Origin of the sequence: Acinetobacter haemolyticus (assembly GCF_900406815.1) — a bacterium.
Taxonomy (GTDB): Bacteria; Pseudomonadota; Gammaproteobacteria; order Pseudomonadales; family Moraxellaceae; genus Acinetobacter; species Acinetobacter haemolyticus_A.
Genome location: NZ_OVCN01000005.1, coordinates 121,092 through 135,925 on the forward strand (window position 1 = coordinate 121,092; position 14,834 = coordinate 135,925).

Here is a 14,834-nt window from a genome sequence, read left to right on the forward strand (position 1 = left end):
TACTCCTCTATAGTCCAGTGGCAGTGATTTTAAGATGTTGAATCAATACACCATCAATCACAGCCGATCCCATATTATTGATCGGTGAAGCCGTATTTAATCGATATGTATTAATGTCTGCATTTGGAGTTGTCGTATGCCAGCGTCCATTGTTATAAAGTGCATCTGGTAAAGGTGTTTGATTGGGCACAGTGAATTGGGTTCCATTTCCAGCATCAACCAAGGTATATCCTGTATTGTTTATTGTTGGATTATAATAGGAAGTACTATCTATATTTGCCCAGTTTGCGCCTCGAGAATCAAATCTTAAACCTGACCCTGCGTTGCCAGTCCAGCCTGTTGCTGTCCGATATTGCCAAGTATCATAACAAGTATCTAAATTCAAAACTCCGCAACGATAGCTGCCTGCACGACGCTCCTGATTTTGCAATTGGTAGAAATAATAGTCTTTTGATACAGTCCCGCTACTTAAGGAACCAAAAGAAATCCCAACAGCATCTTGTGTACTATTTCCTTTAAATGCTTGAAGTGTTTTACCACCATCATCGCTATATACAGTACCAATACTAATACTACTGTGTGTAGCATTAGAGCCTTGATAGGTTTTTCCGCCCAAGGTAACGTTATTACCACATTGATAAACGTTACAAGTCGATCCCTTATAGCTACTGTCTAAACCGGTATAGTCGGTATATATTTGTTTATAAATACTTTCTTTATTAGGAATACGAACAACTTCCAAACTAAAATTTTTACCGTCAGAACCTAAAATGACAGGTTGATATAAATTACCCAACACCAAGTTAGTATTTAAATTATAGATAAACAACCCTTCATTACCATTAAAAGTTGGCGCATTTCCACCATGAATAGCTGGTGTTGTTAAGTTATTTGTATCAGAAGTTTCTCTAGTACTTAAGCGCAATACATGATCATTTAGACCTGTTGGTGCAGTCCACTGCCCAGTAGCTGTAATTTTTGTTGTTTGACTACGATTACGATATAACCAATCTGAACTTGGTGAGTTATTACTTGGTGCACCAGTATATTGAGTACTATAACGATTTACCCAAGGTTCTACCGCAGAAGTTGGTGTATTAGTTGACATGCTTGCTTTTAAATCAGCGCCATCACCACTGTTAAAACGAAATACACCCGACATCCCTAAAGTTTTATTATAAAATGGACTTAGTCCACCTGTACTCCCTGCACCATCTAAAGTCTGAAATATTTTGAGATGACTGCCATTCAAACTAAATCCATTCCAGACACCCTGCAAACGCAGTCTATTTGCACGGTTTGCATCTACACTTGTTCCAATTAAACCCTGATTATTTCCATAATGGAATTGATCTGCGGCACCATCGGCCTTATTAGGATTTCTAACAAATACATCTGCCCATAAACCTAACTTTAAGTTATACGCATCACTACCAACGCTGTCTCGTGTACCGACTTCATACAAAGGAGCTTCTAACGCCACATAAGTTATTTCACCAGTATCTGTATTAAGCGACCCACCATCTGGTGTAAATGTAGGAACATTCGGTTCTGTTTGAACTTTTAAAATCCAAGGATTACTTGCTGTACCCCAGCTGCGAATTGCATTTATTGAATTCCCATCATTACTTAAACCAACCCGTTCATTATGATTATTTGCACGATTTGGATTTGAAGCAGATATCGCTAAACCATATAAGAATAAGTCAGCCTTACCTACAGCACGATCTCCCGAATCAATACTTCCATTATTGTTGGTATCTGCTGCTGTAAGCGACAAAGGACCAATTGGTAAATAGTTAATATACCCAGTATCCAATTGTCGATTAAACAAATCTGCTTGTGTAGTCGTCGCTTTTTCACCTTGAAAGATCATATAGGTGTTTTCAGGAAGTAATGCAATGCCCTCGCCTATAGTTTGGCTTAGCCCCTCATCAGAGATTTCTTGTAATGCAAAAACTGACTGGTTAACACATAGTCCAACCAAACTCGCTAAAACAGTTCTTTGAAATAAATCCTTATGGAGTATAGCCATTTTGACCTTCCTGTTACACGATGCTCCGCATCAACGTTATTTTTCTAAATCTTCCTGAGTGACTTCCAACCACAAAAAAGGCGCAGTCAAGGATATGCTTCCAAGCATCACTCAAATTGTAGGCAGAATCCGCCTACCCAATCTTACTTTTTTATTATGCCTACTATTTACGCAATTGCAAAAAAAACCCGTTAAAAGTTACATTTTTCCGATAGATGAAAATATACCGATCTCAAAACAGCATCTAAACATTATAATTTTCAAATATATCTAGATTCTTAAACCTACTGTTATATAGATAAATGTCTTTTTAGCTGTTGCAGATATTTAGCTAATTTTTGCTTTTTTTCTGTTGACAATGCATAGAGCTCTGCTGAAGTTGCCTCAGGCTTAATCACTCCAACCCCCGCACCTACAGCAAACCAACTAGCAGCACTAAACATCGACATTCCACCCATACTATGCTCCACAAAGTCAATATCTCGCGGAGTTCGATGTTCCCAGCATTTTTTTAACTCTTGATAACTTTGCGATTGAGGGACTGTCAACATATATTGCCAAAAAGGGGTATCTTTGCGTCCAGTATCATAATGCATACGAATAAAATCACAGATACCTTGCCAATATTGGCTATTTTGTCGATTATAAAAATCTATATTTTGCTGGGAAATCACCCCATGATTTTCTTGAATAAATGAAATCATTAATTGTAACTGACTAAGCATTTGCCCAATTGAGGTAGCCTCCAAAGGCTCAATAAATCCAGAGGCTAAACCAATAGCCACTACATTTTTCATCCATACTTTTTCATAAAAGCCAGCCTCAAATGCAATTGGGAGAGCTGGACTAATCTTCGCTCCTAACCACTGTTCTACTTCCTGCTGCGCTTGTTCATCTGTAATAAATTGATCGTGATATACATAGCCTGCCCCAATCCTTTCCTGCAACGGAATTTGCCATACCCATCCTGAACTCATAGCCGTTGCACGTGTCACTAACTCAATTTTATCCTGATGTTGCAAATGAAAAGGTAATGCTCGATTCATAGGTAAAGTATCAGCAAATGAATGCCAACAACTTTTATACTTTTTCCCAATTAATAACCGAGAAAAACCCGAAGCATCTACCACAAAATCACACTGAATTTTTTGATCCAAGAGTTGAATAGCTGAGATATATTCTGTTTGCGGATTTAATTCAAAATCATGAACCCTTTGTTCAACATGAATAATACCTCTAGCTAAAGCAATTTTCTTAAGATATTGACCAACTCTAAAAGTGTCAAAATGTAGCGATGCACCAAAATTATTCTTTCCTTCCAAAAGAATCTGCAAAACCTCTTGGAAAGGTTTCCGCTCTTCACTGAACTCATAAGATGCCATATAGCGACTAACATCTATCCCATGATTAAATAATCCTGATAAATAAGGGTTAAACCCAAACTCATTCCATGCAAAATCAGGCGTTGGCAGCGGGAAAAGATGATAATAATAGTCTTCTTGTTTGCCTGTTCTCCAACGCTCATAACGAAACGCCAATTTAAGCGTAGATCCCGTTTGTTCTATAAAATCTTTTAAATCGATATTCAAATCATGTAATACCGAAAGCAAGTTCAAAACTCCACCTTCACCAACACCAACGATTGGTATCTCTGGTGCTGAAATTACCATCACTTCAACAGATGGACTAAACAATTGTCTAAGTTGCAATGCAGCAAACCAACCTGCCGTCCCACCACCAACAACTACAACCCTATTCATTCCTCGTAGATTTATCATTCTTCTTTTCCCAATTTGAAATAATAAAAGCAGCCTCGGCTGCTTTTTTAAAATGTAAGCAAATTAACAGAATGTTAATGTTCCATAACAGTTTGATTTTGGCACTTGATTTTTTAGCTGTATATTAGATAAAGAAAGTGTGGCAGGTGTAGCATCACTTAAATCAATTATAACGGGGTTCGGAGTAGTAATTGTAATTCCAAATAAAGTACCAACAGCAGCATCAGCTGGAGCATAAATGCGTTGAGATTCTTGATTCAAAAAAGCAGAAGCTTTCGTCGCAACTTGAGGATAAACAGCAGATACATCCACTGGATTTTGACCTTTTAACAAACCTAAATTTACAGGTTCAGCAAATGACATCCACCACCCAGCTCTAGCAATATCACTAGCTTGAGTAAAATTAGATAAAGAGGTCTTTCCAATATCAGCTCCATCAATATAATTGCCTGGCCATAATAAATCTTGTAATTGTAAGGATAAATAGACGCCTGTACCTGTCAAAGGTATATTATGAATCATACTTAAAGATTGCTCAAAACTAATATTTAAAGGTAGTCCTTCAATTCTTGACCCCTCTTTCAATTTAATTTTCGCGCTACATGCTATCAGCAAGATACAGTCAAAATCCACTTTGAGCTGGTTATTAGGTCCTTGATCCAACGGAATATCAACACTCGCCGTTACATTATCAATACGTGCAGCTGTTTGACGCTTACCATTAACCTGAAAGGCTGGTGTTGAAAATCCTGCCGTCACGGATGGAATCGAAATTCCCAATGTATCACTACTAGCAGGATCTGAAACCCAGTCTCGATTAAAACCTAAAGCATTTAGTTTTCCACTTAAACGTTGGTCGTTAGTTTTACCAAACAATCCCGGTGTTGTTGTCACTTCCCCTGTTGTTGGACTAAATCTCAGAAAGCCACTTAACGACTGAATTCCATCTGTAGTAGATGGTGATGCATTGTTAGTTAAACCCGCTGTTAATAAAGCATTAATTTTTTCAGCACCAGCTCTAAAACCAACCACCTCACGAGTTGAAGCGCTATTTGGGTTTTTAATAGCAAACTCCAAGAAAGGATTACTAATTTTAGCACTTGTAGCAGCACGTCCATCCCCCGAATAGGCTGGATTACCATCTATATCATAACCACCATTCGGAACAGCATTCCCATTAATGTCATAGTTCCCACCATTTGGAAGCCCACTCAATGCTAGATTTTTAATATCAATATCACAGCCTCCAACACCATTCTGCCCGCCACAACCTAGCTGTAAATTCTTTATGTTAGCATTCAACTCTAATTCAGCTTCAAGCCCTAATTTATAGAATCCTATATTATTGGAGCCACTAATATTCCTCATTAAATTTGCACTATCAGAAGGAGCAATATATGACAAACTCATCAATGCTTGACCAGTCGTAGCCGACATTTCAGTATCAGTTAAGCTTGTTAAAGTAGAAGTATTAGCATAAGCAGTATTTAAGCATAATCCGCTCAAAGCCAACAATGCCAAATGAAGAGACTTAAACCGTCGCATAACGACCTCCGTGTTAAAACTTCCATATGTTCTTTTTATTACTTGTTTCTGTTTGATCGAATACTCACTTATATGGCAGTAGTAATTTCCGTGATCCTGTACAAAAACAAATCAAATTATAATGATTGTATCTTATTTTTTATTAATTGCTAGCTTCATTCGTCTGAACAATCATTATGATGAATGAAGAATTTTTTAAATGACTGTATTAAAAAACCCATCATTTCTAAATGATGGGTTTTTTAATTTAGGTCTTAGGTAAGGTCACACCTGTTTGACCTTGGTACTTACCACCACGATCTTTATATGATGTTTCACACACCTCATCGCTTTCAAAGAAAAGCATTTGTGCGACACCCTCACCTGCATAGATACGCGCAGGTAAGTTTGTTGTATTGGAAAACTCTAAGGTCACGTGACCTTCCCACTCAGGCTCTAACGGCGTAACGTTTACAATGATACCGCAACGCGCATAGGTTGATTTCCCTAAACATACAGTAAGTACATTACGTGGAATACGGAAATATTCAATCGTACGTGCTAGAGCAAACGAGTTTGGTGGAATAATACAAACATCAGACTCGATATCAATAAAGCTTTTATCATCAAAGTTTTTTGGATCTACAATTGCAGAGTGTACATTGGTAAATACTTTGAATTCACGCGCACAACGGACATCATAGCCATAGCTTGATACCCCATAGGAAATCAACTTTTCTCCGTTTTCATCGAAACGAACTTGATTTTCTGCATAAGGTTCAATCATGCCGTGTTTTTCGCTCATTTCACGAATCCAACGATCAGATTTTATTGCCATGTCTTTATATCCAAAAACGAAGTTGATGATTGGTGGCTACTTTAACGTAAAATGCTGCCAATGAAAACAATGCTGTTCTATCAGCAATCTGATAGAACGACTAGAGTTTAGAAAGTGCAGAATAACTGATCGGGATCGCAAAACTCACGAGCACAATAGATGCGGTCCTTTGTAATTTGGCTTGAGATAACCATCCAACTTTATTGGTTGCTAAAGCTGCCCCAACGGCAATCCAAAACATAGCAATCGGAACAATTAGCCCAACGAAAGTACTCATATGAGTCAAATATATTTCTTGGCTCGTCCAAGCACTTGCAGGGAAAATTGCTGACGCAAACAATAATGCTTTAGGGTTCAGCAATGTCGCACATAAAAGCTCTCGTGGTCTGATCGTTGGCTGATTCAACGCAACTTGTTGGTCTGCTGTACGCCATAATTTTATAGCTAGAAAAAGAATATAGCTCGCACTCAATAATTTTAAGAATGTTGGGAGCAATGGTAAGGTAGCAGAGACAGTAGCAATCAACACACCCCATACACTAATCGCTATGATATAACCCATCGCTTCTGCAGGTATGAGCAATAAAGATTTGCGTACGCCGACTTGGATACCTGAAGATGCTAGCAAAGTATTGGTTGGACCTGGTGTGAACAAGATCGTGGCAACCAAACCAATAAAAAACCATGAAATCATTGAATGACCTCACTAAGAGAGGTTTTTAGATTAATCTAAACAATACTATGATAGCAAAAAAATATCTGTAAGGAGTCATGTCTACCTTTCAGCTAAGCTTTTATATTTACTATCTTTTTAAAGAGTCAATGTTTAGCAACTTGTAAGTCACCATCTCATTATCCTAGATTTATTCACCACCCCACTCTGCACTTTGGCTTTTACAACATGAAAAATCAAACATTTATTGTACATAATTTAAGTTTGAGCTAAGAAACGACTGTTAAAATAAAAATGATATTTTCTCATCACTTTACCCATTTTATGCCTAAGCTATTCTTCCAAAAGTGGCTTCCTTCCTCTGAAAAAATTGCCGATTTAAAACTTATGAAAATATTCGGCACTCGCACCTTAAATCCATTGCTTTGGTATGTGAATCGACACTCGATTGCAAAAGCGATAGGTCTTGGGGCATTTTGGGGAATTTTACCAGTTCCTCTCCACAGCCTTTTCATTATTCTCACGGTTTTATATTTTGAAGTAAATTTGCCGCTTGGACTATGTATGGCTTGGCTCACTAATCCATTGACCATTGTCCCAATTTTATATTTAGGTTTTTGGTTTGGTACAAAAATCTTCCACGTCAATATGATTAATAAAGACATGCTACTTGGCGTCTTACATCAGATCCTCAACTGGTTACAAAATTTCGGTCATGGACATATTGATTTGCATTTAGCCAAAATTTTAATTACAGGGCTCATCATCGAAGCCGTACTGTTTGCTTTATTGTTTTATTGTGCAACTCACCTCTTATGGCGCTGGTTTGTTATTAAAAACTGGAAAAATAGAATTCAAAATAATCAAGAAGAAATCATGTAGCTGATTTCTTCTAGGTCTTTAGTTTTTATCCAATTGTTGTTTCATGTATTGTTCAACCACATCAAGTACATAGTCCTGACATGCCTCACCCGTAGCAGGGTTATATGCACCATTATTGGTAATATTATTAGATAAAATTCTTATACCTAAAAATGGAACATTAAAATGATGTGCAATCTGTGCGACGGAAGCTGCCTCCATCTCCTCTACAGAAGTTTGATAATTATTATGGAAAAACTGGATTCGATCTAGCTCATTATTCCAAACATCTGCTGAACCAATCGTTCCCTCAACCACATTCCCTTTGCTATAAGAAGCTTTTGCTGTATGTGCAGCAATCAATAACTGTTGATCACCTTCAAATTTGCGTATCGCAATCGGTTCAGGGTCAGACTCATCTTCAGGTAATACATCAAATGCCTCTGTCCATGCCAATGAGTTTGAACCGCCTCCTATCGGTAATCTTGGTGTTCTAAACGCACCAATATTTGTCGTGTATTTGCCTAATACAATATCAAACACCTTTAAAGCAGGATCATGCCCGCCTGATGTACCTTGGTTAATAATTGCAATGGGTTGATATCGCTCAATTGCAAGTGCTGTAGCAGCGGCAGAATTACTCATGCCCATACGTGTTTTGGATACGATCACTGGATAACCTTTATAAGTTCCTTTCCAAAACTTCCATCCACCCACAGTTTCAACACTGACGTTATCTAATTTTGATGCCATACGTTCAGATTCGACAGGTAAGGCACCTTGGATCACGATGGGTTGTAATTTAGTTTCTAATTGCTCAGTCTCTTTTGGAGAATCATCACCATTACAAGCACTCAGTAAAAATGCACTACACAATCCCAGAATACTTACAGCTCTTTTGACGGACTTCATATCATCACTCGAAAATAAAATAGTGATGAAGCAACTCTCATGCTATATTTTACCAAACGATATATTTGCAACATCAAACAAAGAAAAGCCCAACGAAATGTTGGGCCGAACTTAAAAATAACCATCGGTTAGAAAATGCGCTTGTCATCTCTCTGACGTTTTGGAAGTTTTTCCATCTGTTTTAAGACACTTTCCGCAATATTGATATAGCTTTCAGAAGCGACATCTTGTGTGATGACACTTGGTTTACCATTATCGGCATTCTCTCGGATTTTTGCATCTAAAGGTAAACGACCTAGTAAAGGTATGTCATATTGTTCAGAAAGCTGATCACCACCACCCGTACCAAATATTTGATCTTCATGTCCACAGTTAGAACAAACATGTGTTGACATATTCTCAATCACACCGAGTACAGGAATATTCACTTTATTAAATAATTCAATCCCTTTTACAGCATCCATTAAGGCAACATTTTGCGGTGTAGTAACAATTACCGCACCAGTCACCGGGATACGCTGTGCAAGCGTTAATTGAATATCGCCAGTACCTGGTGGCATGTCGATAACCAATACATCCAAATCTGGCCACAGAGTTTGATTAAATAACTGCATCAATGCGCCAGTGGCTTTAGGGCCACGCCATGCTACAGGAGTGTTATGCGCACCAATCAAATGACCGATTGAAATCACGGCCATACCATAAGCATCTAAAGGAACAAAATGTTCATTTTCAATCTGAGGTGTGTGACCAGCATTGCCCAACATAGTTGGAATACTTGGACCATAAATATCTGCATCCAACACCCCAACTTTTAAACCGAGTTTTTGCAATGCGAGCGCAAGATTCACAGTTGTGGTTGATTTACCTACACCACCTTTACCCGATGAAACCAAGATTACGTTTTGAATACGTGGATGTGGAGCAACATCTCGTTGTTGAGGCGCAGCTTTCTCAATCGGAGGATTATTTGGGTCTGCTTCAGCTTTCGGAGATGCATCCATTACTGGAGGAAGCTTGGTGTTTTGTGTTTTTGGCTTAGATGAACAACTATGTCCCGCCTCGCCATGGGCAGCATGTTTCTGCTGAATAATATGCAGATTGAGTTCTTGGATACCACACTTTTCTAAGGCATCTGCAAGTTCATCATGGATTTGTTGTAAATGATTTTTTTCTTCGGGAAATGTATTGATCGTGAGCTGTAGGATGCGACCTTGAACATTGACTTGGCTGATACGATCTTTCAAGGCATTTTCAGAGTTTGGAAGAATATAATTTTGAAGGACTGTTTGGATTTCATCTTCCTTCACTTCTTGCGCAGGCGAAAAAACGGATTTTAAGGAAGAAAGCCACGACATTTTGTACTCCAAAAACTGATCATACTCACTGAATGTGGTTAGTTTAGCAGTATTGAAGATTCGACGCTCATATCAAAGACCGTAATTGCTCAATTTTATGTCGCAATTTATCTTTGTCTATCAGCGTCGATTGTTAAAGCTTTATCGTGATTAACCTTTGAATTTATTGATCGTATCAGTGGCAGCTTTCTTTAAATCATCTAACTTGCTGCTAGCTTGAGCTTTCAGATCATCAAATTTTGCAGCTGCCTCCTCTTTTAACTCAACTGCTTTGGCTTTTGCATCTTCTAATTTATGCGTTGCCTCTTCTTTTAAGTGATCTAATTTCTCTTTGGCAGCATGTTGAGTATCCGCCAGTTTTTCTTTTAACTCATCTGCTTTAGCTGATAATGCAGCTTTACTTTCACCGTATTGATCGCTTGCATTGGTCTTTAAATCATCTAAAGCTTGCTCGCCTTTTTGCTTCAACTCATTGGCTTTATCTTTAGCTTGCTGTAAATCAGCTTTAGTTTGATCAATATCTTTCGCTGCGAAGTTTTTTACATCCTCTACAGTTTCCTGACCTTTTTGTTTGATGTCACTTCCAAGCTCGCTGACTTTATCTTTAGCCTGCTGAAAGTCTGCTTTGGTTTGCTCTAAATCTTTTGCTGCGAACTGTTTTAACTGATCAATTTTGTCATTACTCATGTCATCTTCCTCTTGTTATTTCGTAAAAGCTGTCGTTGATTTCAATTACAGTTATACAAGATTCTGCCTACAGTTATCGTGTTTGCTGCAAATTGAAACAAATGGGATACAGGATGATTCAAATTTATTGCTGATTAATAACCATTTGAATTTTCATATATAAAAATCATATAAATGCATAACACAACTAAATTACTTGATACGATCAGACTGCTGAATCTCATACAATACATGCCAACTTAATGGATGATCTTTAGCCAGAGCAGGATGTTGAAATTCTACTAATTTCCTCATCCCTAAGCTTTGCATAAGCGCTTGTGATCGCAGATTTTCTAAAGTGGTAAAAGACACAACAGTTTCAAGCTGCAAATGATTAAAAGCAAAATCTAAGGCTGCATTTGCTGCTTCTTTTGCATAACCTTTGCCCCAAAATGGTTGATCTAAGCGCCAGCCAATTTCAACACAAGGCGAAAATGAAAACTGTGTGGGTTGATCATGTAATCCTACCAAGCCTATCAATTGTTGAGTCTGTTTTAATTCTACTGCCCAAAAGCCCCAACCCTGTTTTTCAATAATTGCCTTTAATTTATCTATATATACATCGCTTTCAGCGCGCGTTAAAACTTTTGGAAAATACCGCATAACCTCTGGATTAGCACTCATCTCTGCAAAAGGTAAATAATCCGTGTCTCGCCATTGGCGTAAAATCAGCCTTGGTGTTTCGATCATTTTTAGAACCATTAAATTTGTATTAAAAACTATTCACAATATAGAGAATTAGATCAGATATACTTTTGCGCTATCGTGAAATTAACCTGACTTATAAAGCTTTATATATGAATGAAAATGAACTTCTAGAAATTCAAAATGAACTGCAAGCTCAACAAAAGCGCCTGAACTATATTCTTTCGAGTAAAAGAAGAATCCAAAGCATGATTGATTCTTTTGAAGGTGATTTGGCAGAACAATTACTTCCTGTCATTCATAATGAAAGCAACGATTATGCTGGAATCGCAACAAGTTTGGCGCTTTCAATTTGTTGGAAATTTTCAAAAGTTGAATTTCCAAAGACCGTTCATTGGTGCAGTGAATTAAGTATTAGCGATCTACAAGTTAAAGATGAATTTACCGCTGTAATTAAAGCTCAGGCTTGGTTAGGTACTTTAGGAAGTGATGAACTTTGGCAAACGCCACTCTTTGCCGAAATTACAGTTGATCCCAAAACCAATAGTTTAAAAAGCTATCACATCCATTTCTTGTCTAAAGGGAAAATCATCTCTTTAAGAAAGAACTCTAAGCAAAGTGTTACCGTTAAGCAGATGTAAAGTATGTAATCCTTTGGGATACATACTTTTTTTTAATCAAAATAAGATCATATTCTTCTTTTGATTTACTTTATTCATCACAAAATAACAACTGTTCGCCCCCATACAACTCAAAGCTAAAATCGGCAGCATCATGAAATACATCAAAATACCGATCTTTAGCGTTGAGAAATCAATGTGGTTCACTTGATCTTCGAACAGAATCATTAAGACCAGTAAAGCCCAAGCAACTAAGATCACAAAACTTATTTTTAAAAACTGGTATGAATCAAAAATCTGAGTGGGCAGTTTCAATACTGCAAAAACAATCAGATAAAAGATAAAAGCCAAAACGATGAGGATTGGGGTCAAATACATCATAACTTCCATGCCATCACTGACCACATGAAGCAGATGCTTCTGTCGATAATTTAAGAACAAACAAAATGGAATCACAAAACTAAAAACAGAAACTAAACTGGCTGAGACTGATGAAAAAACTAATGACCAAGACCTCATTTTTATTTTCCTCTCTTTGATATTGTGATTATTCTCGATCAAACAGATGTACTTTGATTGAAGCCAAAGTGAAGCTTGTATGAAGTTTCAAAATAAGATTCCCTTCAGGCTAAAAAGATTTCACCGATTCCCTTGTGCAAGTCGCTCTTAAGTCATGTAAAATCATCCACCTTGTAAATACGAATGAGAGAACAATATCCGTGCGTAAAATTTTAGTCACCAATGCCCTTCCTTATGCCAATGGTCCTATCCATATGGGTCACTTACTCGGTTATATCCAAGCAGATATTTGGGTTCGTGCGATGCGTGCAATGGGTCATGACGTGACTTACGTATGTGCGGATGATGCTCATGGCACAGCGATCATGTTACGTGCTGAAGCGAATGGCATCAGCCCTGAAGCGCAAATTGCAAATGTTCAGAAAGAACACATTCGTGATTTTGATGGTTTTGGTGTGCATTTCGATCATTATGATTCAACTCATAGCGATGCAAACAAAGCACGTGCATCTGAGATTTATATTAAAAACCGTGAAGCAGGCAATATCGCTGTTCGCCCTGTCACACAGTTGTTTGATCCTGAAAAAGGCATGTTCTTGTCTGATCGTTTCATTAAAGGCACGTGCCCGAAATGTAAAGCTGAAGATCAATACGGCGACTCATGTGAAGTCTGCGGTACAACCTATAACGCGACTGAGTTATTAAACCCACGCTCAACATTGAGTGGTGCAACGCCAGTTGAGAAATCATCAGATCACTATTTCTTTAAACTACCGAATTTCTCAGAATACTTACAGAAATGGACGCGTGACCAAGGTCGTTTACCCTTGTCTATTGCCAACAAGCTAGATGAATGGTTTGAATCAGGTTTATCAGATTGGGATATTTCGCGTGATGCGCCTTATTTCGGTTTCGAAATTCCAGATGCACCAAACAAATATTTCTATGTTTGGGTAGACGCTCCAATTGGTTATATGTCGAGTTTTGAAAACTACATCAAAACCAAACGTCCAGATTTAAGTTTTGATGACTTTTGGAAAAAAGACAGCGATAAAGAAGTCTATCACTTCATCGGTAAAGACATCGTTTACTTTCACGCACTGTTCTGGCCTGCAATGCTAGAAGGTGCAAACTACCGCACGCCATCAGGTTTATTCGTCAATGGTTTCTTAACGGTGAACGGTCAGAAGATGTCAAAATCTCGCGGCACATTCATCAAAGCTGAAACTTATTTACAGCATTTGAATCCTGAATATTTACGTTATTACTTTGCGTCTAAGCTTTCTGACAAAGTTGAAGATTCAGATTTAAACTTGGATGACTTCGTTCAGAAAGTGAATTCTGACCTTGTGGGTAAAGTGGTGAATATTGCCAGCCGTTGTGCAAAATTCATTAATAGCAATTTCAATAATACGCTTTCTAGCACTTGTGCTGAGCCTGAATTGGTTCGAAGCTTTATTGATGCGGGCGATTCAATTGCGCAAGCCTATGAAGCGCGTGAATTCTCTGCGGCTATTCGTGAAATCATGGCGCTTGCGGACAAAGCGAATCAATATATTGATGAGAAAAAACCGTGGGCACTTGCAAAGCAAGAAGGTCAAGAACAACAAGTTCATGACGTTTGCTCAGTCGGTATCAACTTATTCCGTCAGCTTGCGATTTACTTGGCCCCTGTTCTTCCAACACTTGCGGCTCAAGTTCAGTCTTTCTTACAACTTGAAAGCTTTGACTTTGCATCACGTCAGCAAATCTTAGTTGCACACGAAATTGCTCAATTCCAACCGCTGATGCAGCGTGTTGATCCTAAAGCAGTTGCAGCTATGGTTGATGCATCGAAAGACTCTTTAGCGGCTACGGCAGAAGCGCCAAAAGTTGAAAAGAAAAAAGAGAAGAAAGCTGAGAAGAAGCCTGAACCTAAAGTGGGTGAAGCTGCTCTTAACACAAGCACCATTGGTATTGAAGACTTTATGAAAGTTGACCTACGTGTAGCTGAAGTTTTAGAAGCTGCAACGGTAGAAGGTTCGGATAAATTGCTTCAATTGACTTTAAATGTAGGTGAAGCTGAACCACGTAATGTGTTTAGTGGTATCCGTGAGTTTTATCAACCAGAAGATTTAAAAGGCAAACTGGTGGTGATGGTGGCTAACCTTGCACCTCGTAAAATGCGTTTTGGTATTTCTAACGGTATGGTCCTTGCAGCGGGTAATGGCGAAGGTGTTTGGGTAATTTCACCTGAATCTGGTGCTAAAGCTGGTGATAAAGTTTCTTAATAATTTAAACTCATATAAGAGCCTCTACGAATGTAGGGGCTTTTTCGTATACTCTCTCATATAAACTATTAAGAT

Annotated in this window: 13 protein-coding genes; 3 read left to right on the top strand and 10 right to left on the bottom strand. The window is 38.1% G+C overall.

What is annotated here, in order from left to right; genetic code table 11:
- Nucleotides 1–7: 7 nt before the first annotated feature.
- The 5 genes from DK207_RS05050 to DK207_RS05070 form a co-directional block, all read right to left on the bottom strand.
- Nucleotides 8–2,035: a hypothetical protein gene (locus tag DK207_RS05050; protein WP_109440228.1), complete on the bottom strand. Its 2,028-nt coding sequence runs from the start codon at nucleotides 2,033–2,035 to the stop codon at nucleotides 8–10.
- A 290-nt stretch (nucleotides 2,036–2,325) separates the two neighbouring features.
- Entirely contained in the window at nucleotides 2,326–3,813 is a 1,488-nt protein-coding gene (locus DK207_RS05055; RefSeq protein ID WP_109440229.1) for a tryptophan 7-halogenase, read from the bottom strand.
- A gap of 63 nt (nucleotides 3,814–3,876) precedes the next feature.
- Nucleotides 3,877–5,358, bottom strand: coding sequence for a hypothetical protein (locus DK207_RS05060; RefSeq protein WP_213066232.1), 1,482 nt, complete (start codon nucleotides 5,356–5,358; stop codon nucleotides 3,877–3,879).
- Nucleotides 5,359–5,605: 247 nt separating this feature from the next.
- Nucleotides 5,606–6,175 (bottom strand): dCTP deaminase, encoded by a 570-nt coding sequence (gene dcd, locus DK207_RS05065; protein WP_003653416.1) that lies wholly within the window; start codon nucleotides 6,173–6,175, stop codon nucleotides 5,606–5,608.
- A 100-nt stretch (nucleotides 6,176–6,275) separates the two neighbouring features.
- A complete protein-coding gene (locus DK207_RS05070) occupies nucleotides 6,276–6,869 on the bottom strand; it encodes a LysE family translocator (RefSeq protein ID WP_109440230.1) in 594 nt (197 codons plus the stop codon).
- Nucleotides 6,870–7,172: 303 nt separating this feature from the next.
- Between DK207_RS05070 and DK207_RS05075 the strand changes: the two genes are divergently transcribed.
- The gene (locus DK207_RS05075) at nucleotides 7,173–7,730 is read left to right on the top strand and encodes a DUF2062 domain-containing protein (protein ID WP_109440231.1); all 558 of its coding nucleotides are present in this window, start codon (nucleotides 7,173–7,175) and stop codon (nucleotides 7,728–7,730) included.
- 18 nt (nucleotides 7,731–7,748) lie between these two features.
- Here the strand turns inward: DK207_RS05075 and DK207_RS05080 are convergent, their stop codons facing one another.
- The 4 genes from DK207_RS05080 to DK207_RS05095 all read right to left on the bottom strand — a co-directional run bounded on the left by DK207_RS05080 (nucleotide 7,749) and on the right by DK207_RS05095 (nucleotide 11,395).
- A complete protein-coding gene (locus tag DK207_RS05080) occupies nucleotides 7,749–8,621 on the bottom strand; it encodes a 5'-methylthioadenosine/S-adenosylhomocysteine nucleosidase (protein ID WP_109440232.1) in 873 nt (290 codons plus the stop codon).
- A gap of 128 nt (nucleotides 8,622–8,749) precedes the next feature.
- Nucleotides 8,750–9,979, bottom strand: coding sequence for an iron-sulfur cluster carrier protein ApbC (apbC, locus tag DK207_RS05085; protein WP_109440233.1), 1,230 nt, complete (start codon nucleotides 9,977–9,979; stop codon nucleotides 8,750–8,752).
- Between the two features lie 150 nt (nucleotides 9,980–10,129).
- Nucleotides 10,130–10,666 (bottom strand): hypothetical protein, encoded by a 537-nt coding sequence (locus DK207_RS05090; protein WP_087539831.1) that lies wholly within the window; start codon nucleotides 10,664–10,666, stop codon nucleotides 10,130–10,132.
- A 192-nt stretch (nucleotides 10,667–10,858) separates the two neighbouring features.
- Nucleotides 10,859–11,395, bottom strand: a complete 537-nt coding sequence (locus DK207_RS05095; RefSeq protein WP_087539829.1) for a GNAT family N-acetyltransferase — start codon at nucleotides 11,393–11,395, stop codon at nucleotides 10,859–10,861.
- A 107-nt stretch (nucleotides 11,396–11,502) separates the two neighbouring features.
- Here DK207_RS05095 and DK207_RS05100 point away from each other — a divergent pair, with 107 nt between their 5' ends.
- Nucleotides 11,503–11,991: a hypothetical protein gene (locus DK207_RS05100; protein WP_109440234.1), complete on the top strand. Its 489-nt coding sequence runs from the start codon at nucleotides 11,503–11,505 to the stop codon at nucleotides 11,989–11,991.
- 36 nt (nucleotides 11,992–12,027) lie between these two features.
- Here the strand turns inward: DK207_RS05100 and DK207_RS05105 are convergent, their stop codons facing one another.
- Nucleotides 12,028–12,489 (bottom strand): hypothetical protein, encoded by a 462-nt coding sequence (locus tag DK207_RS05105; protein ID WP_109440235.1) that lies wholly within the window; start codon nucleotides 12,487–12,489, stop codon nucleotides 12,028–12,030.
- A 200-nt stretch (nucleotides 12,490–12,689) separates the two neighbouring features.
- On the opposite strand from DK207_RS05105, the gene metG reads away from it, so the two are divergent.
- Complete coding sequence (metG, locus tag DK207_RS05110) at nucleotides 12,690–14,759, top strand: methionine--tRNA ligase (RefSeq protein WP_109440236.1); 2,070 nt, start codon at nucleotides 12,690–12,692, stop codon at nucleotides 14,757–14,759.
- Nucleotides 14,760–14,834 lie beyond the last annotated feature (75 nt).